The following is a 22,542-nucleotide window of genomic DNA, read 5'->3' on the forward strand; positions in this document are numbered from 1 at the left end:
TCCCGCACTGCAAGTGCAATGCGGGCTAGGCTGCTAGGCTTTTGGCGCAGAGCAGCTTTCCAGTTGTTTTCTCATTTTTTTCGTTGGGCCAGTAATGAATTCCACTGGACGCCAAGAATCACCGGTTTTTTCTAACCAAGGTAATAATTCTTCTTTGATTAGTTTTTGTACCAATTCAGGATTGCTATCTGCAATATTCTTCATTTGGTATGGATCTGCCACATTATCAAAGAGTTTATATTTCAATGGTTCGCCATCTTGACGATCAACTTCTAATGTGTGAGTTTTTGTGCGCACGCCACGTCTGCCGAAAGAAGGCTGACCATAAGGCACAAAGAGGTAAAGCTGAGAGGTTGGGCTAATACCTTTATCGTATAGCACTTGCTCGGCTAAACTTACCCCTTCTACGCTATCTGGAATGCTGTCTTTAAAACCAAGTAAATCTAAGATCGTTGGATAAATATCTGGTGCTGACATTAGACTTTCGTTTACCCCAGCAGGGATTTTACCCGGTAAGCGGAACATCATTGGCACACGCATTGATTCTTCATAAATATTATTTTTGGTCGGTGCACCGTGCGATCCCATACAACAACCATGGTCAGAGAAGAACACTACTAGGGTGTTGTCTGCCAAGCCTTGTTTATCTAGCTCGGCTAGAATGCGCCCAAATTGTTCATCAACCCCACTGACCATTGCTAAATATTCTTTGAAATATTGTGGGCCATAGCCTTCTTGATATTTTTTATCCCAATCTACATTTGGGCGAGTGTTAAGTTCTTTTGAACTTTGTGGATACATATCAAGGTATTTTTGTGGCACTTGATCGTAAGGCGAATGAGGAGGATTCATTGAAACCACTAAGGCAAATGGCTTGCTTGGATCGCGATATTTGTTTTCTTCATTACGAAGATATTTAATCGCCATATCTGCCTCGTGTTCAGGCCCCCATTGATCAACATATTCAGGGTATTCACGCGGCGTGTCATTGCCCCAATACATTGGTTTTAAATGAAGATCATAAGTACCATAAGAATACCAGAAATCAAAACCGTGGCGGCGATCTGGTGGTGTCCAATCATTCCAATAGCGTCCTTCCATTGGGTTGTTGTAGCTCTTAATGTACGGCTCTTGCGGCACGTCCAAATGCCATTTACCAATGTAACCTAATGAATAGCCTTCATCTTTTAATACATCAGACCAACATTTCGCATAAGGTGAAAGTTCAATCCCCACTTTACCACCGTAGTCGTGGGTATTACCTGTTACCCCGTTGTGTAGCGGATATTTACCTGTCATAAACATACCGCGGAATGGTGAACAAAGCGGATAGTTTGATGCCATTTGATCCATCACTTTAGCAGTTTTCGCAAAAGCATCTAAATGTGGGGTGATGGCAGGATCTTGATGTTTAAACCCTTGCGCCATTGCACGCATTTCATCTGGGAATACGATTAATAGGTTCAGTGGTGGATTGTTTGATTTTTTGGCTGAATCTTTAGCATTATTATTGGCGACTGCATTCACCGCAGTGGTTGACAGCGCTGCTGCCGCACCGGTTGTCGCAACACCTTTAATAAAATTACGACGTGAAATACTCATCTGATTACTCCTTATCTTTGACTTAGTTGCACTTCGCGCTACTTCTTAATTAAACAAAGTGCGGTTATTTTTTCATAAAAAAATCCTAATCTCCATATTTTAAAACGTCGTTTTAGAAAAAATATTTTATTTTGTGAATTAGATCACAGATTTTGATTTTGGTATTTTTTTGTTTTGATTTCTTTCGTTATAATCAGCATAAAACAATATGAAAGTGAAATTTCTTTCATAATGACGAAAATGAAATTTAGTATACCGAAAAGGAAGTAAATAAAAATGAGTATTTTGCTAAACCTAATTCAACGACATAAAGCGGGCGAGGCAACCGGAATTTATTCGGTTTGTTCTGCTCATCCGCTTGTATTAGAAGCGTCATTGTTGCAGGCAAAACAAGATCAAACGCCATTACTTATTGAAGCAACCTCTAACCAAGTGGATCAATTTGGTGGTTATACAGGAATGACGCCATTGGATTTTCGCCACTTTGTTGAAAAATTAGCAGATGAAGTAGGATTTCCGCGTGATCAACTAATTTTAGGTGGCGACCATTTAGGGCCTAATCGTTGGCAAGGATTAACAGCTGATGAAGCAATGGCAAATGCTGAGAAACTTATTGAAGCTTATGTCGCAGCAGGTTTTGAAAAAATTCATTTAGATTGCAGTATGTCTTGCAAAGGCGATCCTGTGCCTTTGTCTGATGAAATTGTGGCAGAACGTGCGGCTCGTTTAGCTGTGGTTGCCGAACAAACTGCGTCAAAAAATGGTTTGTCGGATCGTATTGTTTACATTGTTGGCACAGAAGTTCCTGTACCAGGTGGTGAAGCAGAAGAAATCGCTGAACTAGAAGTTACTTCACCAAGTGCTGCGAAAGCCACTATCAATGCCCACCAACAAGCCTTTGCACGCGTTGGGTTAGAGCATATTTGGCCACGCGTAATTGGTTTGGTGGTGCAGCCAGGGGTAGAGTTTGATCATACAAAAGTGATTGATTTTATTCCTGAGAAAGCGCAAGCCTTAAGCCAAGTGGTCAATGATTATGAAAATTTAGTGTTTGAAGCGCATTCTACTGATTATCAAACAGAAGAAGCTTACAAAGCCTTAGTAAAAAATCACTTCGCGATTTTAAAAGTTGGGCCAGCATTAACATTTGCATTGCGTGAAGGCTTATATGCGTTATGTGCAATGGAAGACTATTTATTCCCGGCAGAACAGCGCTCCAACTTACTCGCTGTGCTTGAAGAGCAAATGTTAGCACACCCAGAAAACTGGCAAAAATACTATCACGGTACCGAGTTAGAGCAACGTTTTGCAAGAAGTTTTAGCTTTAGTGATCGTATCCGTTATTACTGGACTAATCCTGAAATTGCAGCGGCAGTGGAAAAATTATTTGCTAATTTTGAGAACGTAGATATTCCATTACCATTGTTAAGCCAGTATTTACCAGAACAATATGCCGCCGTGCGTGCAGGTACATTAGCCCCTCGTGGTAAAGACATAGTGTTAGATAAAGTGCGTGCGGCGGTTCGCCAATACGCCTTAGCAAGTTTTTTCAATAAATAATTGGGGATAGATAAGATGACAAATTATTTAGGGTTTTCAGAAAGCGAATTAGTGGCAGGTAAAGCCATTATGACCGCAAAAGAAATTGAACATCAGCCTCAAGCTTGGCTACAAGCGTTGCATACGGTAGATACACAGCGTCAGCAAATCTTAGATTTCATCGCACCTGTGATGAATGCAGCAAATGGACGTGTGATTTTCACTGGCGCAGGAACTTCCGCTTTTGTGGGGCATTCCTTACAGCCTTTCGTTTTAACCTTAACGGATAAACGTGTGGAATCTATTGCCACAACAGATATTGTGTCTAACCCTTACCAATATTTTTCACGAGACGTGCCAACCTTATTAATTTCTTTCGCACGTTCAGGTAATAGTCCTGAAAGTGTGGCAGCAGTGGAATTAGCCAATCAGTGTTTAACTAACTGTTATCACTTATTCATTACTTGTAATGAGCAAGGGGCGTTGTATCAAAATGCACAAAAAAATGACCGCACTTTAGCCTTATTAATGCCTCCACAAACCAATGACGGCGGTTTCGCAATGACATCAAGTTTTAGCTCAATGATGTTATCAGCACTTTCCGTGTTCTTATTGCCAAAAGGCTCAGTGGTTGAACAGCTACAATTTATTTGCGATGCCACAGAAAAATTGCTCCCACGCTATGTGGATTATGCACGTCAACTCTCTCAGGTAGATATGGAACGCATTATCTATTTAGGTAGCGGTGGCTTGCAAGGTTTGGCACAAGAATCTGCATTGAAAATTTTGGAATTAACCGCAGGACGCATTGTGGCAACCTATGATTCACCGTTAGGTTTCCGCCACGGACCAAAATCTATTGTAAATCCTAAAACGGTAGTGGTGGAATTTTTATCAAATCAACCTTATACCCGTTTATATGATCTTGATTTATATAATGAATTACGCCGCGATAATATCGCAAGTCGTGTTGTGTGTTTAACTGCGCAAGCGGGCGTGGAAGGCAAGGATGTGATTGAAGTGGAAGGCTTTAGCAATGCGCCAGATTATGCCTTGTTGTTCCCGTATATTGTGTTTGCACAAATTAATTCATTCTATAGTTCATTCAGTCGTGGTATCACCACTGACAACCCTTGTCCGACAGGTGAAGTAAATCGTGTGGTTCAAGGCGTTATTATTCACCCATTTAATTCATAATTAAGGAGATTTTTATGTCAGCACCTAATATTGTATGGACACGAATTGACGAGCGTTTATTACACGGACAAATCCGTATTACTTGGGGTAAACACTCCGAAGCCAATTTGATTTTAGTGGCAAACGATGAAGCGGCAGAAGGTCCAAATGCGGCATTTATGCAAGCAGGAATGAAAGCTTCAGCGGGTGGTGAATATGCGGTACGTTTCTTTACAATTCAGAAAACGATTGATGTGATTCATAAAGCATCGCCACAGCAAAAAATCTTTATTTTATGTAATAACCCAACAGATGTCGCACGCTTAGTTGAAGGTGGAGTGCCTATTAAACATTGCAATATTGGTAATATGCACTTCCATGAAGGAAAAAAACAATTGACTAAAACGGTTTCTGTTGATGAAAAGGATCTTGACGCGTTCCGTCGTATGTTGAATGCAGGAGTAACTTGCACAATCCAAAATACGCCAGATGCACAAGAAATCGATATTAAACAATATCTTTAATACTCAATAAGGAGCGTTTATGTTAACTGAAGCATTATTAGTCGCCGTTTGGGCGTTCTTCTGTGGTATCGATAAATACGATGTCGCATTAAATATCCACCGTCCGTTAATCACAGGGCCTGTTGTGGGCTTGATTATGGGTGATTTGCAATTAGGCTTAATCACAGGTGCAACACTGGAATTAGCTTGGTTAGGTTTAGTGCCTAATGCTGGGGCTCAGCCACCAGATGTAACAATGGGTACTATCGCCGCAGTGGCTTTCGCTGCAATGACAGGTCAAAGCGCGGAAGTGGCAATGGGTGTAGGTATGCCAATTGCAGTATTAATGCAAATGTTGGTGATTGGTTTCTTCGCATTAACTTCATTCACAATGGGTAAAGCCGATGAGTATGCAGAACAAGCGAATCCAAATGGTATTGATTTCTTATTGATTTCGACGATTTCATTACGTTCATTAATGTATGCAATCGTAGCCTTTATTACCGTGTACTTCGGTGAACACGCAGCAGATTGGATCAACAATAACTCACCAAAAGCATTATTAGAAGGTTTAGGCTTAGGTGCGCGTTTAGTTCCAGCAATCGGTTTTGCAATGTTATTAAAAATTATGTGGTCAAAACAAGTTGCGGGTGTGTTCTTCATCGGTTTCGTTGCAACCACTTACTTAAAACTACCAATTATGGCTGTTGCAATCATCGGTGGTTCAATCGCAGTACTTTATTTCTACTTCTCAGGTAACAGCAATAACAACAACCAATCACAAGCACAGGAGTTCGAAGATGGAATCTAAAAACGTAAATAATCAAGTAAATCTTGTTGATGATATCGATGCGTATCAAGATCAAACCGTTCGCAAAGTGATTACAAAAGGTGATCTTTGGAAATGTGCGATTCGTGGTTTGTTTATGGAAGGAAACTTCAACTTTGAACGTATGCAAGCAGGTGGTTGGGCATATTCAATTATCCCAGCGTTGAAGAAAATTCACGGTAACAATAAATATGATTTAGCGAAATCATTGAAAAACCACCTACAATTCTTCAATGCAAGTCCAAAACTCTTTACTTTCTTGCTTGGTACAGCCATTGCGATGGAAGAAAATAAAGAAAAACCATCTACTATCAACGTAATGAAAGTAGCTGGTATGGGCCCAACTGGGGGTATCGGTGATGGTATCGACCATATGACCATTATGCCATTAACCCTTGCATTAGGTTCATCTATTGCAATTGAAGGTTCGATTGCGGGGCCGTTCGTGTTCTTTATCCTATATCAAATTTTACACTTCTTTGTGTACTTCAGCTTGATGTTTATGGGATACAAAGCCGGTACAGCTGCAATGGTAAATATGAGTGATTCTACCGAGCGTTTAGCTAAAGCGGCGAACATTATGGGTATTTTCGTTATCGGGGCATTGTGTGCGACCTTCATACGCTTTAAAACCACGGCAACCATAGAAATGGGTGGAAAAGTGGTGGAATTACAGACCGCACTTTTCGATAAGATTATGCCAAACTTGTTACCATTAGCCTTAGTTTTCCTAATGTTTAAATTAGTAAAAGGCACAGGTTTCTGGGCAAAACCACCAGTATTGATCTTCAGTATGCTTGCTTTCGGTGTGGTTGGACATTTAATCGGCATTATCTAATGCACTGTTGAGTAATCAACGAAATCAGGGAATGAGATAGCTCTCATTCCCTCCACAATAACAAGAAAAACAAGGACAGCTTATGTTAGGTATCGTGGTATCAGGTCATATTAATTTTGCTTCGGGTATGCGTTCTGCTGTACAAGCTATTGTTGGCGAACAACCGCAATTAGAATTTGTTGATTTCTTAGAATCTATGTCCACTGATGAGCTAGAAGCCCAATTATTAGCGGCGAAAGAGCGTGTAAACTCAGGGAACGGTGTGTTATTTTTAGTGGATCTTTATGGCGGTTCTCCTTGTAATCGAGCAATCAATCTCTTATTGCAAGATCCTAATGTCGAAGTAGTGGCTGGCACAAATTTATCAATGATCGTCAATGCGGCATTAGAACGTGAGGAATTCACCTTGCGTGAATTAACGGATTGTCTTGCCAATGGCGAATTTAGCCAAATCAAAGATTTACGCCAAGATCTTGCCGCTCTTTCGCAAGATGATGAAGACGAAACAGACGGACTATAAGCATTCTGGCTTAAAATAAAAGAGGAAAAATTATGAACCCTCAACAACAGCAAACTCTTGCATTGATGAAAAAAGTGTATCAATGGCAGGCAGCACATCAAACTCGCACTGTTGTACGCCGCACAGGTCGTATTCGTTTTATTAAAGACACAGACTGGGATCGCGCGGTATTTTGGGCAAGCGTGTCCAACGCGTGGAAAGTAACAGGCGAACAAACCTTTTTAGATGGGGCATTAGATTACACCTTGCACACGGGTTTCCGCACAGGACCACATTTACGCTTTGCCGATGATTTGGTTTGTGCACAATCCTATCTTGATGTGTATCCGTTATTTAATCAACCAGAAGCCTTAGAGCCAACCATCAACTTTGTAGAAGATATGCTGGCAAATCCAAAACCGGGGCGTGAAGATTGGTGGTGGTGTGATTCACTCTTTATGGCACCACAAGTGTTCTTTACTCTCTCCACCTTAACGGGCGAAAGCAAATATCGTGATTACGCAAACCAAGCGTGGTGGGATTCTGTTGATCATTTACAAGATAAAGAAACAGGCTTGTTCTACCGTGATTATCGTTATATTCCAGATGGCAAAGGCGGTGAATTGCGTGAAGCCAATGGTGAAAAAGTCTTTTGGGGACGTGGCGTAGGTTGGGTGATTGCAGCGATTCCACGCTTATTCCGTGATATGCCCGAAGGCTATCCAGAACGTGAGCGTTATTTAACCCTTTATCGTCAGCTTGCAGAAATCGTTTTACCATTCCAACACGAAGATGGTTTCTGGCGAGCGAGCTTACTTGATCCGCAAACGTTCCCTGCGAAAGAGAGCAGTGCAACGGCATTATTCTGCTACGCATTAGCTTGGGGGATCAATCAAGGCATTTTAGATCGTGCAACTTATTTGCCAGTGGTTGAAAAAGCGTGGGCTGCATTAGAAAGTGCGGTCAATTCTGAGGGCAAATTAGGCTGGATTCAGCTTCCTGCTTTCAATCCGCGTGAAGTGAAAGAAGAAGACAACATCGATTACGGTGTGGGTGCTTTCTTACTTGCAGGAGCAGAAATTTATCAATTACAAGCCGAATAACGGTAACTTTTAATTATTGAATTAAGGAAAGAAAAATGAAAATTGCATTAATGATGGAAAACAGCCAAGCGGCGAAAAACCCAATTATCTTAAATGAGTTAAAAAACGTGGTTGAGCCGAAATGGCATAGCGTTTATAACGTGGGAATGAACAGCGAGCAAGATCACCACTTAACTTATATCCACTTAGGGATTATGGCGAGCATTTTATTAAACTCAAAAGCCGTTGATTTTGTTGTAACAGGTTGTGGAACAGGGCAAGGTGCATTAATGTCATTAAACCTGCACCCAGGTGTGGCGTGTGGTTACTGCTTAGAACCTGCTGATGCGTTCTTATTCGCACAAATCAACAATGGTAACGCATTATCTTTAGCCTTTGCCAAAGGATTTGGCTGGGGGGCAGAATTAAACGTGCGTTATATGTTTGAAAAAGCCTTTGAAGGTGAGCGTGGTCAAGGCTATCCAGTTGAACGTCGTGAACCTCAAGTTCGCAATGCTGGCATTCTCAATCAAGTGAAAACGGCGGTGGCGAAAGACTATTTAGACACCTTGCGTTCAATTGATCCAGAATTGGTGAAAACTGCAGTGAGCGGTGAACGCTTCCAACAATGCTTCTTCGATAACTGCCAAGATGATGAAATCCGAGCTTATGTTACAGAAGTATTGAATAGCTAATTTCGTTTTTGCTTTTTATGCACAATGTAAGAGGGAAAAGGAAATTTCCCTCTTATCAGATAATTTTAGTTAAATTGAATTATCGTTTCCCTAACCTAACATTTCTTTCACATTAGGAGTTGTTTATGTGTCAATCTCAACCTGCTTATTTTCATATGATGGCAAAACCAAGTAGTTTCCATTGCAATATCAAATGTGAATACTGTTTTTATTTGGAAAAAGAGCAAGTCCTAACACATAACGTTCGCCTAATGTCTGACGATACTTTACGTCAATATACCAAAAATTACATTGAATCCCACGCAGGCGATCACGTTGATTTCGCGTGGCAAGGCGGTGAACCCACCTTACTCGGTTTAGATTTTTTTAAAAGAGCGGTGCAATTTCAGCAAGAATTTGCTAACGGCAAAACGATTACCAATGGTTTTCAAACCAATGGCATTGCGATTAATCGTCAATGGGCAGAATTTTTCAAAGAAAATAATTTTCTTATAGGGATTTCTGTGGATGGTTTAAGTGAGGTTCACGACCGCTATCGTATTTCTGTCAATGGACAGCCCACATTTGAGCGAGTGAAAAAAGCCATTGATCTATTAAAAGAATATGAAGTGGATTTTAATACGCTCACTGTAATTAATGATAAAAACTGGGATAAAGGACGGGAAACTTACCAAGCGTTGAAAGAGTTAGGCTCGACTTTTATGCAGTTTATTCCTATTGTTGAAGTGGCGAATTATTCCTTACAACGTTGTGATTATAGTCCTGGGAAAAATTATCGAATGGCACCCTTTTCTGTACCAGCCGATGGCTACGGGCATTTCCTATTAGACGTGTTTACCGAATGGGTTCGACAAGATGTGGGGCGTATTTTCGTGCGTGAATTTGATAACTTACTTGGGCAATGGTTGGGCTATCCTTCCACCAGCTGTATTCATACGGAAACTTGTGGCACCGCAATGATCGTAGAAGCCAATGGAGATGTTTATTCTTGCGATCATTATGTTTATCCTGATTATCGTTTAGGTAATGTTAATAAACAGCCTCTCAATCAAATTGCACTTTCAACCAAGCAACAAAAATTTGGTAAGGCGAAAAAAGAAACGCTCACTAAAGCCTGCGAAAAATGTGATGTGAGAATGATTTGTCAAGGCGGGTGTCCGAAGCATCGTATTGTGAATTTGAAAGGGGAAAAATTTAAACAAAATTATCTTTGTCCTTCTTACCAACTCTTCTTTCGTCAAACCGCACCTTTGATGCACCGTATGCGGGAAATTATTCAGCGTGGCGGGTTGGCTGAAGATATTATGAAAATAATCAACTAAAATCAAAGGAGATCATAATGAAACGCTCGTTACTTAGTCAGTGTTTATTATCCGCATTGGTTGTTGGTGCTGCGGCTCAGCCTGTTTACGCACACAGCCAAGATCCTCAAAAACCGAACGTGCTGGTTATTGTAATGGACGATTTAGGCACAGGCCAGCTTGATTTCGCCATTGACAGCTTAGACAAGAACGAATTAAGCAAACGCCCTGTTGCTGCTCGTTATCAAGGTGATTTAGATAAAATGATTGACGCCGCACAGCGTGCAATGCCGAATGTGTCTAAATTAGCCGCAACAGGGGTAAAAATGACCAATGCGTTCGTTGCTCACCCTGTTTGTGGCCCATCTCGTGCAGGGATTTTGACAGGACGTTATCCAGCGTCATTTGGTATTTATAGTAATGATGATTCTTTCAACGGTATTCCACTTGATGTGAAGCTGTTGCCAGCATTATTCCAAGAAAATGGCTATGCCACGGCGAATATTGGTAAATACCATAATGCTCGAGTGAATAAAGACAGAAAAATTGGACGTATCACTAAGCCTGATGATGTAAAAACCCGTGATTACCACGATAACTTCTCATCTGTACCAGATAAAGGTTATTTCCCAACAGATCGTGGTTTTGATTATTCTTACAGCTATTTTGTATCAGGGGCGGCATTGTGGAATTCCCCAGCACTATGGCGTAATGACAAACCGATTGAAGCACCGGGCTATTTAACCCATAATTTAACCAATGAAGCACTGCAATTTATTGATAAAACAGGCGATAAACCGTTTTTCTTAAATCTTGCTTATAGCGTACCACACATTCCATTGGAAGAAGCATCACCTGCCAAATATATGGATCGTTTCAATACAGGGAATGTGGAGGCCGATAAATATTTTGCGGCGATCAATGCGGCTGATGAGGGCATTGGTAAAATCATCGACAAATTAAAAGCTGACGGCAAATTAGATAACACCATTATTTTCTTCTTATCCGACAATGGTTCGGTTCACGAAGCGCCAATGCCATTAAATGGAATGGATCGTGGCTTTAAAGGACAAATGTATAACGGTGGTGTGCGAGTGCCATTCATCGTTTCTTGGCCGGGACACATTCCAGCGGATACTAAAAATGACAGCTTAATTTCTGCGGTAGATATTCTGCCAACAGCACTGAAAGCAGCGAATATTAAAGTGCCAGCTTCTTTAAAACTGGACGGACGTGATATTTTGCCAGTGTTAGAAGGCAAAGAAAAAGTTTCACCGCATAAATATCTCTATTGGGCGGGGCCAGGTGCGAAACATTATAGTGAGGATAACCAAAAGTTCTGGGCGGATTATTGGAAATATATCACCTATAACACCAATGATGCACCGAAAAATCCAAACTTAGAAAAACTCTCGAAAAGCTCGTGGGCAATTCGCGATCAAGATTGGGCGTTATATTTCTACAATGACGGAAGTAACAAACTTCATCTTTATCACGACAAAGTTGACCCAGCAGAAAGCCAAGATGTGGCTGATAAATATCCAGAAAAAGTAAAAGAATTGCAAAAAGCATTTTACGACTGGATCAGCACACAACCAAAACCAATGGCGTGGAATCCTGAAGAATTCCAAGCGATTGAGGCTTCAGCAAAAGCAAAATAATCTGATGAATCAGCCACTGTTATGGTGGCTGATTTTTTTGAGGAAGAATGATGACAAAAATTACGCTAAGCATTCTAGATAAAGACGATAATATTAAACTGTGTAAAAGTGCGTTTGATTTCTTAATGCTCACCTACAAAGGTGAGTATCAAACAGGCGATCGCATTTGTATTGAAACAGATAATGCACCTTGCTATTTAAAATTACGTTTAGAAGACAGCCTTGAAAGCAGCCTTGTTTATTTAACTGAAAATCGCTTTGAATACCGCATTCCCTTTGGCGATGACAGACGTTTATTTAACAGCGATAAGGCATTCCAAGGGGGCATTCATTTTCTATGGGTACGCGTAGCCAGAGATTACGAAGTGGCGCGATATGGCAATCTTGCCTTTAATCCGTATTTTCAACCACAGCAAACGAGCGTTTATCCTCGTATCAGTAGCAACATTGTGGCGAGCAACATTCGTTTTGCGCCATACAATGTGATTGACGGTGTTTTTGACAGCAATGCACACGGTTCTTACCCTTTCACTTCTTGGAGTAACGCGCAAGATCCGAATGCAGAATTAAAAATTGAATTTGGACGCAACGTAGAAGTTGATGGACTTGTGCTCATTTTGCGCGCAGATTTTCCGCACGATGCGTGGTGGCAACAAGTTAGCGTACAGTTTTCTGATGGCTCAGAAGAAATCTTAAATTTAGCAAGAACAGGGCAACCCCAGTTTTTCCAATTTGCCAAACGGCAATGCGACTATCTGCAATTAACGCATTTTGTGAAAGCGAAAGATCCATCACCGTTTACGGCATTAAGCCAAATTGAAGTATTAGGCAGAAATATTTAAGAATGAAAAAAAGATAAGAAAATGAAAGTAAAATAAAATTTTGTGCTGATAAGTTAATCTTTTTTCAATATCTTGGTTTTCGTTTTGTTTCATTTTGCTTTATTTTGGTCTATAATTTTTAATGTCACATCTTAAAGGACGAAAAGATGAAAAGTGCAATTGAAAGACGAATGGAGATTGTCGCAATAGTCAATAAAAATTCTTCTGCCCGTGTGGAAGATTTGGCTGAAACCTTTTCTGTTTCTACCGTTACTATTCGGCAAGATCTCAATTTTTTAGAAAAAAATGGCTATATTGTGCGTTCCCACGGTGGTGCTGTACCGAATAAAGGAATGATCGCAGAATTAAGCAATGCCGAAAAAAGACATCGTAATTTAGGGGCAAAAAATAAGATTGCGGAAGCCGCGCTAAAACTGATTAATGACGATGATATTATTATTTTAGATTCAGGCACGACCACGCGAGAAATTGCTGCGGCGTTGAAAAAATCCGCAGTGAAAAATGTGCTGGTAATGACAAATGGGCTAGATATTGCTTCTGAATTAGCCGATGCAGAAAATGTGGAAGTGCTAATGACAGGCGGGAAATTACGCAAAAATGCAATGTCTTTCTCTGGCCCACAAGCAGATGCGAGTTTAGCAAACTATTGTTTCAGCAAAGTATTTTTGGGCGTTGATGGATTTGATATTCAAGCAGGTATTACTACGCATAATGAGCAAGAGGCGAATCTCAACCGCATTATGTGCGAGATTTCTAATCAAGTGATTGCGGTAACGGATTCCAGTAAATTTGGTAAAAAAAGTTGCCACGTTATCCGCAAATTTGCCGATATTGATGTATTAATTACCGATTCTGGCATTTCTCCTGAATATTTGACCGCACTTCAGGAAAATAATATTGAAGTGATTATTGTAGATTAAGAGGAAAAAACAATGCGTTATGCCATTAAACCCGAAAAAGTGATGACGTCATCAGGGGAGTTACTGAATAAATATGTGGTGATAAATCAAGGCAAAATCGAACGTATCCAAGTAGAAAAGCCCACTGATTGCGATGTACATTATTATCCTGACAGCTATCTTTCTGCGGGGTTCATTGATGTGCATATTCACGGCCGCGCAGGGGCAGATGTGATGGACGAAAACGACACTGCACTGGCTACCATTGCACAAGCGCTACCACAAACAGGGGTTACCGCGTGGGTAGGAACGACTGTTTCAGCCCCTTGGGCGAATATTCTTTCCTCAATGCAACGAATGAAAGATTACATTCGGCAAGGGCGACAATCTGGTGCGGAATTGTTGGGGAGCTTTATGGAAGGGCCTTATTTTACCGAACGCCATCGTGGCTCGCACCCAACCGAATATTTAATGCCACCAACGATTCCACAGCTAGAAGAATTATTGCAAATTTCCGACCGCACTTTATTACGGGTCGCTATTGCACCTGAAATCGAAAATGCCGAACCTGCTATTAAATGGTTGGTGGAAAATGGCGTAAAGGTGTCTGTGGCACACACTAACGCCACCTTTGAGCAAGTGACCAAAGCCTATTATTTAGGGGCAGATTGCGGTGTGCATTTATTCAATGGAATGAGTGCATTGCACCACCGCGAGCCAGGTTGCACGGGGGCGGTGTTATATCACGATATGCTGGCGGAAATTATTGCAGATGGCATTCACGTTCACCCAGCCGTATTAAATTTAGCTTATAAATTAAAAACTTACCGCAGAATGGTGTTGATCACGGATTGTATGCGCGCAGGTGGCTTGCCAGATGGTGAGTACACATTAGGCGTGCAAACCGTGCGGGTAGAAAACGGTCAAGCGAGAACCTTTGACGGCTCTCTTGCAGGTAGCACTTGCAGCCTGGATCAGGCCTTACGCAATATGGTATTTAAAGCCGATGTTCCTGTATGGGAAGCCATTCAAATGGTTACCACCATTCCCGCCACTTATTTAGGTGTGGCAGATCGCATTGGTGATATTGCTGTCGGCAAAGAAGCAAATTTCACCTTATTAAACAAAGAATTACAAGTTCAAGCCACTTATATTCAAGGGGAACAAGTTTATAAGTGCGGTGAAAAATCTTAAGATTTTTATATTTACAAAGATGGAGAGAAAACAATGTCAAAGTTAAGAACTGAACGTTTAAAAAAATTATGTAGCCAAGACAATTTAATTGCGGCACTCGCCATTGACCAACGTGGTGCATTACGCCGTATGTTGGGCGAAGACGCAACGAATGAGCAACTTGCTGAGTTTAAAGTATTGGTGTCTGAATACTTAACCCCTTATGCCTCATCTATTTTGCTTGACCCAGAAGTGGGCTGGAAAGCGGCTGAAAAACGTGCTGCCAACGCGGGTTTATTAATGGCTTATGAAAAAACAGGTTATGACAAAACCCAACCGGGTCGCTATCCAGATTTAATTGACGATGTTTCCGTGCAACGTTTAAAAGCCAAAGGTGCAGATGGCATCAAATTATTGCTTTATATCGACATTGACGAAGGCAAAGAAGTGAATGATCGCAAAGAAGCCTTTGTAGAACGGGTGGCTTCAGAATGTAAAGCAGAAGAAATGCCATTCTTCCTTGAGCTTGTAAGCTATGACGCGAATATTTCTGATCCGAAAGAATACGCGAAAATCAAACCGCGCAAAGTGATCGAAGCGATGAAATTATTCTCCGAACCACGTTTTGGCGTTGATGTATTAAAAGTGGAAGTGCCAGTGGATATGAAATTTGTCGAAGGTTTCGCAGAGCAGGAAGCGGTATATAGTCAAGCACAAGCCCAAGCCTACTTCAAAGAACAAAGCGATGCCACCGAAATTCCATTTATCTTCTTAAGTGCAGGTGTGAGTTCCTCCTTATTCCTTGATACGTTACGTTTTGCTAAAGAGGCTGGTTGCGATTTCAACGGCGTATTATGCGGACGTGCCACTTGGGCAGGTGCTGCGGAAATCTTTAAAGCAGAAGGGGCAGAAGCAGCAAAACAATGGCTACTCAACGAAGGCAAAGCCAACATTGAAGCCCTTAATGCCGTACTAAAAGAAACCGCACAGCCGTTAAACATTTAATCCGATGGCGTGACGCAGAGAAGATACATAGAAAAAGAGCGGTCTATTTTAGACCGCTTTTCTTATTTGAAACATTGTTTTGAAAAATGTTAGATCAAGATCACAAAATCAAAACTTATTCATAGACAGAACGGATATTCTAGTTTAAATTCAATTTTGTTTGGCTAGATATAAGTTTATAGAATATTAATTAATACATTTTATGCTAGACAATATTATAAACATTCCACAATTACTCGGTATTTTGGCTTTTATATTAGGAGTAATTTGTTTTTACCAAAAGAATGATAAAAAGCTCAAAATTGTGATGTTGATTCAAAATATCACCTATATGAGCCATTTTATTTTATTAGGTGCAAATGTAGCGGCATTAAGTTCGTTACTTTCCACCTTAAGAACGGCAACATCTATTTATGTTTCATCAAAATATATTGCCTTCTTTTTTGTTTTATTAGGGATTATTTTTGGCTATGTCATTGCAGATTCCGTTTGGCAGGTTTTCCCAATTATTGCCTCAACCATTGGAACAATTTCATTATTTTTATTAAAAGGCATTCCAATGCGTTTATTTATGTTAATCGGCTCGGCTTGTTGGCTAACAAATAATATTTTAGTGGGATCTTTAGGTGGCGTGTTATTAGAAAGCACGGTTATGGTGGTAAATACCATCACTATTATTCGTTTAATGCGTCAAACTTATAGATAATGATTCATTTCATCTTTAATTCATAGGAGGATTTTTATGAAGAAATTATTAGTTGCAACACTTTTCGGTGCATTATTTTCAATGAATGCGGCAGCAGAAGCACCAGCTAAGAGCTATAACGTGGCATTTGAATCACAAGCGCCAGTGTTAGATGGTAAGCTTGATGAAGCCGTGTGGGGCAAAGTGCAAGGGGTAACGGATTTTGTTAATCCTTGGGAACAAGCGCAAATGCCAAAAACAGAATTTAAGGCGTTTCATGATGATCAAAATTTTTATTTCTCTTTTGATGTAGAAGATCCGAATGTTTTAATTTATGACACCACCGATCACGAATGGATGGTTGCGCGTGAAGACCGTGTAGAATTATTTATGGCACCAGGCGAAATTGATAAACAGCAAGCAGATGGAAAATATCCAAAATATGTTGCTTTAGAAATGGATTACAAAGGCCGCACATTATCAATGTTGCGTGATGTTGAAAAAAATATTAATGCAGAATGGGATCCAAAAACCCTAGAAACCGTGGGCGTCCGCACAGAAAAAGGTTATACCCTTGAAGGTAAAATTGCGCTCAGTGAATTAAAAGAACATAATTTAATTCAAGGCAATAAAATTCGCGCAGGGGCTTATCGTGCGGAATTTTCTATTATTAAAGGAAAAGGCAAAGAACAAGCAAATTGGATTACTTGGGTTGATCCAAAAACCGAAAAACCAAATTTCCATATTAATTCTTCATTCGGTGAATTTGTGTTGGAGCCGAAGAAATAAAATATAAAAAATAAGCCTCTGTTTATAGACAGAGGCTTATTAGTTTTATTCAGCAAACGGATCGCGTAAAATCATTGTTTCAATGCGATCTGGGCCAGTTGAAAGAATATCGACCGGTACACCCGTTACTTCTTCAATGCGTTTAATATACTTGCGCGTGTTTTCTGGCAATTTATTCACATCGGTTACGCCAAAAGTGCTTTCTTTCCAGCCAGGGAGGGTTTCATAAATAGGCTCAACGCCTTCCCAATCTTTTGCCGCGAGCGGAGCAAATTCAGCGATTTCGCCATTTGGCATTTTGTAGCCGACACAGATTTTGATTTCATCAAAACCATCTAGCACATCAAGTTTAGTCATACAGAAACCAGAAATGGAGTTCACTTGAATGGCACGGCGCATTGCCACGGCATCAAACCAACCGCAACGGCGTGGACGGCCAGTTACTGCACCAAATTCATTCCCTTTGCGTGCAATTTCAGCGCCCACATCATCAAATAATTCTGTTGCAAATGGGCCACCACCAACGCGGGTGCAATAGGCTTTGATGATCCCTAGCACATAATCAATATGGCGTGGGCCAAAGCCAGAACCTGTGGAAACCCCACCAGCTGTAGTATTTGAGCTGGTTACATAAGGGTAAGTGCCTTGGTCAATATCAAGCATTGTGCCTTGTGCGCCTTCAAATAGAATGTTATCGCCATTTTTGCGTGCAACATCAAGAATCGCGGTAACATCAGCAACCATTCTGGTAATAATTGGTGCGACTTCTTTCACTGCCGCTAAGGTTTTTTCGTAATCAATCGGCTCAACTTTGTAATAATGCTCAAGTTGGAAGTTGTAGTAATCTAAAATATTTTTGAGTTTTTCAGCGAAACTTTCAAGATCGAAAAGATCGCCAACACGCAATCCACGGCGCGCCACTTTATCTTCATAGGCAGGGCCAATACCACGGCCGGTTGTACCAATGGCTTTTTTGCCCAATGCAGCTTCACGAGCGTGATCCATTGCAACGTGATAAGGCAAAATTAATGGACAAGCTTCTGAAATTAGCAAGCGATCGCGCACATTGATGCCACGCCCTTCTAATTCGCACATTTCTTGCATTAAGGCTTCTGGTGAAAGCACAACACCATTACCGATTAAACAGGTGACGTTTTCACGCAAAATACCCGATGGAATCAGACGTAACACGGTTTTTTCACCGTTAATAATCAGGGTATGCCCTGCATTGTGTCCGCCTTGATAACGCACTACATATTTTACGCGATCCGTTAATAGATCAACGATTTTCCCCTTACCTTCATCGCCCCATTGAGCGCCTAAGATAACAACACTTTTTCCCATAGATTCCGCCTTGTATGCTGAGTTGTAATGAATGAAGAAACAGTGGGTTACTTTACTATTTTATGTGTGTAATCTCAATGGAAAATCTATTTTTCTTTTTGATCTTCCTCATTGAAAGTGCGGTTAAAAATGGGGAATTTTTTGTGATTTCGCACAGAAAATCAGATTTAATAAATTGAAAATTTTCGTAGGCTATGCTTTAATTCAGGCACTTCCCAAATAATCGTATTAAGGTTTAATCGATGTATTCAGGTTTTCTTATCGGCCTATTGTTTGGCTTTTTGTTACAACGTGGGCAATTCTGTTTTGTGTCTGGCTTTCGGACGCTTTATACACAAAAAAATATCCGTTTTTTGACCGCACTTTTTATTGCCATATCGATTCAATCTGTGGGATTTTTTACCCTTGTGCAGTTTAATCTCATCACTATTCCTACAAGCCAGTTGCCTATTTTCGCCACGCTGTTAGGGGGATTGTTGTTTGGTATCGGAATGAGTTTGGCGAATTGCTGTGGTAGCGGTGCGTGGTTTCGTAGTGCTGAAGGGGCAGTGGGGAGTTATTTGGCGTTGCTGAGTTTTGCCCTTACAATGGCGGCCACGCAATCGGGAATTTTAAAATATCAAATTAATGCCCTGTTAGAAAATCCTATCTCGTTGGATAATATTTATCTCACTTTCAATCTTTCCCCTTGGATTTGCGTGATTTTGCTAATTTTTATTACTGCACTTTTGCTTTATTACTATATTAAACACCCGCGTTATCAATTTCCGCAAGAGCCTAGTGCCGCGTTGATTTTGCCTAAAATTTTTGCCCGCACTTGGCACCCTTTTCTCACCGCCGTAGCCATCGGATTGTTAGGCATTGTAGCGTGGTGGTTGAGTGCAAAAACAGGGCGAAATTTTGGTTTTGGCATTTCTGTGCCTTCTGCTAATGTGGTGCAATATGTGGTAACAGGGCAGCAGCGTTACTGGAACTGGGGAACGCTTTTTGTGCTAGGCATTCCACTGGGGGCGTTGCTGAGCGCTAAATTAGCAGGCGAATTGCATTGGCGTTTCCCTGAGCCGAAAGGCGTGTTGCAGCGTATTTTGGGCGGTGTCGTAATGGGCATTGGCGCCGCTTTAGCAGGCGGTTGTACCGTAACCAATGCGTTAGTTTCCACCGCCTATTTTTCTTGGCAAGGCTGGCTAGCAACCTTGATGATTATGCTGGGTTGTTGGCTAACTTCTGTTGTTATCAAGCCCACAAAATGTGGCGTTTAACTTTAGTCAAAAGGAAATCTTATGAAAATGAAACCCATCTTATTGGCGGTCGCTGTGAGCGTGGCGTTGTCTGCTTGTGATGATCGCACGGTGAAAGTGATTGATACCCCAGAATTGCTCAAGCAGCTTGAGAATCCTGATTTTGTTATTGTGGATACAAGGCAAGACAGTTTATATAACGGTTTCAAAGATAAAAACGCCACAAGGGGCGGACACATCAAAGGGGCAGTGCAATTTAGCTGTGATTGGATTGGCAATATTCAACCTGAAAAATTTGAATCTTTTGTCGAAGGGAAGGGGATTACCAAAGAAAAGAATCTGGTTTTTTATGATAGCAATGCCGACAATTTAGATTGCGTTACCGCCGAGTTCGCCGCAAAAGGCTACAAAGTTCATCGTTTTAACGATTTTATCAGCTATGTCAATGCGGATTATCCGCTGGAATCCTTTGCGAATTTCCAATATAGCGTTTCGCCACAATGGGTGAATGCGGCATTAAAAGGCGAAAAACCAGAAACCTTAACCAATGACAAAGTAATGCTGTTTGAAGTGTCTTGGGGCAGTTTGGAAAATGCTAAATCTTACACCCAGCACATTGTGGGCGCTTACCATTTTAATACGGATTGGGTGGAAAACGATCCCGTATGGAATTTGTCCTCCCCTGACGTGATTGAGCAGAACTTGCTAAAAAATGGCATCACAAAAGATAAAACCGTGATTTTATATTCCGACAACCAGCTCGCCGCCTACCGCATTTTCTGGGCGTTAAAATGGGCTGGCGTGGAAGATGTTCGCGTGCTAAATGGTAATCTTGGCACTTGGGTGGACGCAGGTTTACCAACGGAAACGCAGGTCAATATTCCGCAGCCTGAACGCGAATTTGGCACAAAAATTCCGGCCAATCCACAAATTGATATTGTCACGCCGCAGCAGGTTATCGATGCGCAAAAACAAGGCTTAAAGCTGATCAGTAACCGAGCGTGGGACGAATACACTGGCAAGATCAGCGGCTATGATTATATCCTCGGCAAAGGCGAACCGCAGGGCGCAATTTGGGGCTTTGCTGGCACAGACTCTTCCAACTTGGCAGATTATTACGATCCAGATAACACCTTGCGCAACCCAAATGAGATCTTTGCCTTATGGCAAACGCAAGGCATTCACAAAGGGGATAAATTGGCGTTTTATTGTGGCACGGGCTGGCGTGCTGGCGTTTCTTGGTTTATCACCCAATTGGCAGGTTGGCAAGATACGGCAATTTATGACGGTGGTTGGAATGCGTGGCAAATGGACAGCAAATACCCTGTACAAAAAGGTGCTCCCAATAACCAAAGCAAGCCAGATAGCCAAAATGATTTCGGCAAAGTGATGAAGAAAGGGAATTCTTGCAAAAGCTAGCCATAAAAAAATGGAAAATCTGAAATAAAAAATGTGCGAAAAAACCACCGCACTTTTAATTTCATACGAAAAATAAACCCCGAGGCAAACACCTTGGGGCTTTTTTTATCTAGGATATAAAAACATCATTTTGCAATCTTCCCAAACTCCGCAAAAAACGTTGGGAAAGTTTTCGCGGTGCATTTAGGATCGAGAATGGTTACCGGGGTGTTGGAAAGTGCTACAAGGGCGAAGCACATTGCCATTCGGTGATCGTTATAGGTTTCGATTTCCGCTGGTTGGAATTGGTCTAACGGCAGCGGTTGAATACGAATGTAATCTTCGCCCTCTTCCACTTCTGCGCCGATTTTGCGTAGCTCGGTGGCCATTGCGCTAAGGCGGTCGGTCTCTTTTACGCGCCAGTTATAAATATTGCGGATCACGGTTTCCCCATCGGCAAAAAGCGCGGTGGTGGCAATGGTCATTGCGGCATCGGGAATATGGTTCATATCCATATCAATGCCTTTGAGATTGCCTTTTTCTGCTTGAATGAAATCTTCTCCCCAAGTGATTTTCGCACCCATTTTTTCTAGTACATCGGCAAATAAACGATCCCCTTGAATGGAGTTTTTGCCAATGCCGGTAACTTTCACTTTTCCTTTAATGGCGCCTGCAGCAAGGAAATAAGAGGCGGAAGAGGCATCGCCCTCCACTAAATAGCGTTTGGGCGAAATGTAACTCTGGTTGCCTTGTACAAAGAACGTGCGGTAGCCATCATTACGCACGGTGACGCCGAAATCTTTCATCATTGCAAGGGTGATGTCAATGTAAGGTTTGGAAACCAGATCACCGATGATTTCAATTTCCATATCCCCTTCTGCAAGTGGCGCGGCCATTAAAAGTGCGGTCAAAAATTGCGAAGAAATTGAGCCGTCAATTTGCACTTTTCCGCCTTTTAAACCGCTATTTTGAATGGCAATGGGCGGGTAGCCTTCATTTTCTAAATAGCTAATATTCGCGCCAACTTGACGTAATGCGTCCACCAAATGCTTAATTGGACGCTCTTTCATTCGCGGTTCACCCGTTAAAATGATTTCCGCAGGCACTTCCCCTTTTAAGCATAATGCGGCACTCAAAGGTCGCATCGCCGTTCCCGCGTTGCCAAGATAAAGGGATAAACCGCCTTGCCATTGAAATGCCCCGCCCACGCCTTCAATTTTGCATTCACGCTTATCTTGTGAAAGCTGATACTTTACGCCTAAGGCTTGTAAAGCGTTGAGCATATGGCGAATGTCATCGCTGTCGAGCAAATTTCGCACCTGTGTTGTGCCTTTGGCAAGCGCGGCTAATAACAAGACGCGGTTGGATAAACTTTTTGAACCAGGGAGATTAATTTCCCCTTCCACAAACGAAATAGGTTGTAGCGTTAATTTTTCCATATTCC

The 22,542-nt window shown here is 41.4% G+C and carries 21 protein-coding genes; 18 read left to right on the forward strand and 3 right to left on the reverse strand.

Annotated features, from left to right (window positions below; genetic code table 11):
* Nucleotides 1-33: 33 nt before the first annotated feature.
* Nucleotides 34-1,602 carry a sulfatase family protein gene (locus tag ACNAV8_RS00130; protein ID WP_103854936.1) on the reverse strand — a complete coding sequence of 523 codons (1,569 nt, stop codon included), beginning with the start codon at nucleotides 1,600-1,602 and terminating at the stop codon, nucleotides 34-36.
* Between the two features lie 276 nt (nucleotides 1,603-1,878).
* Here ACNAV8_RS00130 and kbaZ point away from each other — a divergent pair, with 276 nt between their 5' ends.
* The 16 genes from kbaZ (at nucleotide 1,879) to ACNAV8_RS00210 (ending at nucleotide 17,118) form a co-directional block, all read left to right on the forward strand.
* Entirely contained in the window at nucleotides 1,879-3,162 is a 1,284-nt protein-coding gene (gene kbaZ / locus ACNAV8_RS00135) for a tagatose-bisphosphate aldolase subunit KbaZ (protein WP_103854937.1), read from the forward strand.
* A gap of 15 nt (nucleotides 3,163-3,177) precedes the next feature.
* Entirely contained in the window at nucleotides 3,178-4,338 is a 1,161-nt protein-coding gene (locus ACNAV8_RS00140) for an SIS domain-containing protein (RefSeq protein WP_415777002.1), read from the forward strand.
* Nucleotides 4,339-4,352: 14 nt separating this feature from the next.
* Nucleotides 4,353-4,841: a PTS N-acetylgalactosamine transporter subunit IIB gene (agaV, locus tag ACNAV8_RS00145; RefSeq protein WP_103853302.1), complete on the forward strand. Its 489-nt coding sequence runs from the start codon at nucleotides 4,353-4,355 to the stop codon at nucleotides 4,839-4,841.
* A 19-nt stretch (nucleotides 4,842-4,860) separates the two neighbouring features.
* Nucleotides 4,861-5,631 (forward strand): PTS N-acetylgalactosamine transporter subunit IIC, encoded by a 771-nt coding sequence (agaW, locus tag ACNAV8_RS00150; RefSeq protein ID WP_103853301.1) that lies wholly within the window; start codon nucleotides 4,861-4,863, stop codon nucleotides 5,629-5,631.
* A complete protein-coding gene (locus tag ACNAV8_RS00155) occupies nucleotides 5,621-6,487 on the forward strand; it encodes a PTS system mannose/fructose/sorbose family transporter subunit IID (protein ID WP_103853300.1) in 867 nt (288 codons plus the stop codon). Before agaW ends, ACNAV8_RS00155 begins: the two co-directional genes overlap by 11 nt.
* Nucleotides 6,488-6,569: 82 nt before the next feature.
* Nucleotides 6,570-7,007, forward strand: coding sequence for a PTS galactosamine/N-acetylgalactosamine transporter subunit IIA (gene agaF, locus ACNAV8_RS00160; protein ID WP_103854938.1), 438 nt, complete (start codon nucleotides 6,570-6,572; stop codon nucleotides 7,005-7,007).
* Nucleotides 7,008-7,039: 32 nt separating this feature from the next.
* Complete coding sequence (locus ACNAV8_RS00165; protein WP_103854939.1) at nucleotides 7,040-8,089, forward strand: glycoside hydrolase family 88/105 protein; 1,050 nt, start codon at nucleotides 7,040-7,042, stop codon at nucleotides 8,087-8,089.
* 35 nt (nucleotides 8,090-8,124) lie between these two features.
* Nucleotides 8,125-8,763, forward strand: coding sequence for an RpiB/LacA/LacB family sugar-phosphate isomerase (locus ACNAV8_RS00170; RefSeq protein WP_103854940.1), 639 nt, complete (start codon nucleotides 8,125-8,127; stop codon nucleotides 8,761-8,763).
* A 125-nt stretch (nucleotides 8,764-8,888) separates the two neighbouring features.
* Nucleotides 8,889-10,085, forward strand: coding sequence for an anaerobic sulfatase maturase (locus ACNAV8_RS00175; protein ID WP_035686853.1), 1,197 nt, complete (start codon nucleotides 8,889-8,891; stop codon nucleotides 10,083-10,085).
* Between the two features lie 17 nt (nucleotides 10,086-10,102).
* Nucleotides 10,103-11,725: a sulfatase family protein gene (locus tag ACNAV8_RS00180; protein WP_017806045.1), complete on the forward strand. Its 1,623-nt coding sequence runs from the start codon at nucleotides 10,103-10,105 to the stop codon at nucleotides 11,723-11,725.
* Between the two features lie 47 nt (nucleotides 11,726-11,772).
* Nucleotides 11,773-12,567 (forward strand): carbohydrate-binding protein, encoded by a 795-nt coding sequence (locus ACNAV8_RS00185; RefSeq protein WP_146256855.1) that lies wholly within the window; start codon nucleotides 11,773-11,775, stop codon nucleotides 12,565-12,567.
* Nucleotides 12,568-12,713: 146 nt separating this feature from the next.
* A complete protein-coding gene (agaR, locus tag ACNAV8_RS00190; protein ID WP_194750388.1) occupies nucleotides 12,714-13,487 on the forward strand; it encodes a transcriptional repressor AgaR in 774 nt (257 codons plus the stop codon).
* Between the two features lie 12 nt (nucleotides 13,488-13,499).
* Nucleotides 13,500-14,660 (forward strand): N-acetylglucosamine-6-phosphate deacetylase, encoded by a 1,161-nt coding sequence (gene nagA / locus ACNAV8_RS00195; RefSeq protein WP_103854942.1) that lies wholly within the window; start codon nucleotides 13,500-13,502, stop codon nucleotides 14,658-14,660.
* A gap of 33 nt (nucleotides 14,661-14,693) precedes the next feature.
* On the forward strand, nucleotides 14,694-15,644 hold the full coding sequence (locus ACNAV8_RS00200) for a tagatose 1,6-diphosphate aldolase (RefSeq protein WP_415777003.1): 951 nt from the start codon (nucleotides 14,694-14,696) through the stop codon (nucleotides 15,642-15,644).
* 202 nt (nucleotides 15,645-15,846) lie between these two features.
* On the forward strand, nucleotides 15,847-16,350 hold the full coding sequence (locus ACNAV8_RS00205; RefSeq protein ID WP_415777004.1) for a YgjV family protein: 504 nt from the start codon (nucleotides 15,847-15,849) through the stop codon (nucleotides 16,348-16,350).
* Nucleotides 16,351-16,386: 36 nt separating this feature from the next.
* Nucleotides 16,387-17,118: a carbohydrate-binding family 9-like protein gene (locus ACNAV8_RS00210; RefSeq protein ID WP_415777005.1), complete on the forward strand. Its 732-nt coding sequence runs from the start codon at nucleotides 16,387-16,389 to the stop codon at nucleotides 17,116-17,118.
* 45 nt (nucleotides 17,119-17,163) lie between these two features.
* On the opposite strand, the gene purA is transcribed toward ACNAV8_RS00210, so the two are convergent.
* The gene (gene purA, locus ACNAV8_RS00215) at nucleotides 17,164-18,462 is read right to left on the reverse strand and encodes an adenylosuccinate synthase (protein WP_103855843.1); all 1,299 of its coding nucleotides are present in this window, start codon (nucleotides 18,460-18,462) and stop codon (nucleotides 17,164-17,166) included.
* A gap of 242 nt (nucleotides 18,463-18,704) precedes the next feature.
* Between purA and ACNAV8_RS00220 the strand changes: the two genes are divergently transcribed.
* Nucleotides 18,705-19,721 carry a YeeE/YedE family protein gene (locus tag ACNAV8_RS00220; RefSeq protein ID WP_415777006.1) on the forward strand — a complete coding sequence of 339 codons (1,017 nt, stop codon included), beginning with the start codon at nucleotides 18,705-18,707 and terminating at the stop codon, nucleotides 19,719-19,721.
* 21 nt (nucleotides 19,722-19,742) lie between these two features.
* The gene (locus ACNAV8_RS00225; protein WP_219827914.1) at nucleotides 19,743-21,119 is read left to right on the forward strand and encodes a rhodanese-like domain-containing protein; all 1,377 of its coding nucleotides are present in this window, start codon (nucleotides 19,743-19,745) and stop codon (nucleotides 21,117-21,119) included.
* A 125-nt stretch (nucleotides 21,120-21,244) separates the two neighbouring features.
* Here the strand turns inward: ACNAV8_RS00225 and aroA are convergent, their stop codons facing one another.
* The gene (gene aroA / locus ACNAV8_RS00230; RefSeq protein ID WP_103853286.1) at nucleotides 21,245-22,537 is read right to left on the reverse strand and encodes a 3-phosphoshikimate 1-carboxyvinyltransferase; all 1,293 of its coding nucleotides are present in this window, start codon (nucleotides 22,535-22,537) and stop codon (nucleotides 21,245-21,247) included.
* Between the last annotated feature and the right edge of the window lie 5 nt (nucleotides 22,538-22,542).

The organism is Avibacterium endocarditidis (genome assembly GCF_965138825.1).
GTDB classification, from domain to species: Bacteria; Pseudomonadota; Gammaproteobacteria; order Enterobacterales; family Pasteurellaceae; genus Avibacterium; species Avibacterium endocarditidis.

Excerpts from the sequence above, each read along its gene's own strand:
- ACNAV8_RS00130 (WP_103854936.1), bottom strand. The coding sequence starts at position 1,602 with ATGAGTATTTCACGTCGTAATTTTATTAAAGGTGTTGCGACAACCGGT.
- kbaZ (WP_103854937.1), top strand. The coding sequence starts at position 1,879 with ATGAGTATTTTGCTAAACCTAATTCAACGACATAAAGCGGGCGAGGCA.
- ACNAV8_RS00140 (WP_415777002.1), top strand. The coding sequence starts at position 3,178 with ATGACAAATTATTTAGGGTTTTCAGAAAGCGAATTAGTGGCAGGTAAA.
- agaV (WP_103853302.1), top strand. The coding sequence starts at position 4,353 with ATGTCAGCACCTAATATTGTATGGACACGAATTGACGAGCGTTTATTA.
- agaW (WP_103853301.1), top strand. The coding sequence starts at position 4,861 with ATGTTAACTGAAGCATTATTAGTCGCCGTTTGGGCGTTCTTCTGTGGT.
- ACNAV8_RS00155 (WP_103853300.1), top strand. The coding sequence starts at position 5,621 with ATGGAATCTAAAAACGTAAATAATCAAGTAAATCTTGTTGATGATATC.
- agaF (WP_103854938.1), top strand. The coding sequence starts at position 6,570 with ATGTTAGGTATCGTGGTATCAGGTCATATTAATTTTGCTTCGGGTATG.
- ACNAV8_RS00165 (WP_103854939.1), top strand. The coding sequence starts at position 7,040 with ATGAACCCTCAACAACAGCAAACTCTTGCATTGATGAAAAAAGTGTAT.
- ACNAV8_RS00170 (WP_103854940.1), top strand. The coding sequence starts at position 8,125 with ATGAAAATTGCATTAATGATGGAAAACAGCCAAGCGGCGAAAAACCCA.
- ACNAV8_RS00175 (WP_035686853.1), top strand. The coding sequence starts at position 8,889 with ATGTGTCAATCTCAACCTGCTTATTTTCATATGATGGCAAAACCAAGT.
- ACNAV8_RS00180 (WP_017806045.1), top strand. The coding sequence starts at position 10,103 with ATGAAACGCTCGTTACTTAGTCAGTGTTTATTATCCGCATTGGTTGTT.
- ACNAV8_RS00185 (WP_146256855.1), top strand. The coding sequence starts at position 11,773 with ATGATGACAAAAATTACGCTAAGCATTCTAGATAAAGACGATAATATT.
- agaR (WP_194750388.1), top strand. The coding sequence starts at position 12,714 with ATGAAAAGTGCAATTGAAAGACGAATGGAGATTGTCGCAATAGTCAAT.
- nagA (WP_103854942.1), top strand. The coding sequence starts at position 13,500 with ATGCGTTATGCCATTAAACCCGAAAAAGTGATGACGTCATCAGGGGAG.
- ACNAV8_RS00200 (WP_415777003.1), top strand. The coding sequence starts at position 14,694 with ATGTCAAAGTTAAGAACTGAACGTTTAAAAAAATTATGTAGCCAAGAC.
- ACNAV8_RS00205 (WP_415777004.1), top strand. The coding sequence starts at position 15,847 with ATGCTAGACAATATTATAAACATTCCACAATTACTCGGTATTTTGGCT.
- ACNAV8_RS00210 (WP_415777005.1), top strand. The coding sequence starts at position 16,387 with ATGAAGAAATTATTAGTTGCAACACTTTTCGGTGCATTATTTTCAATG.
- purA (WP_103855843.1), bottom strand. The coding sequence starts at position 18,462 with ATGGGAAAAAGTGTTGTTATCTTAGGCGCTCAATGGGGCGATGAAGGT.
- ACNAV8_RS00220 (WP_415777006.1), top strand. The coding sequence starts at position 18,705 with ATGTATTCAGGTTTTCTTATCGGCCTATTGTTTGGCTTTTTGTTACAA.
- ACNAV8_RS00225 (WP_219827914.1), top strand. The coding sequence starts at position 19,743 with ATGAAAATGAAACCCATCTTATTGGCGGTCGCTGTGAGCGTGGCGTTG.
- aroA (WP_103853286.1), bottom strand. The coding sequence starts at position 22,537 with ATGGAAAAATTAACGCTACAACCTATTTCGTTTGTGGAAGGGGAAATT.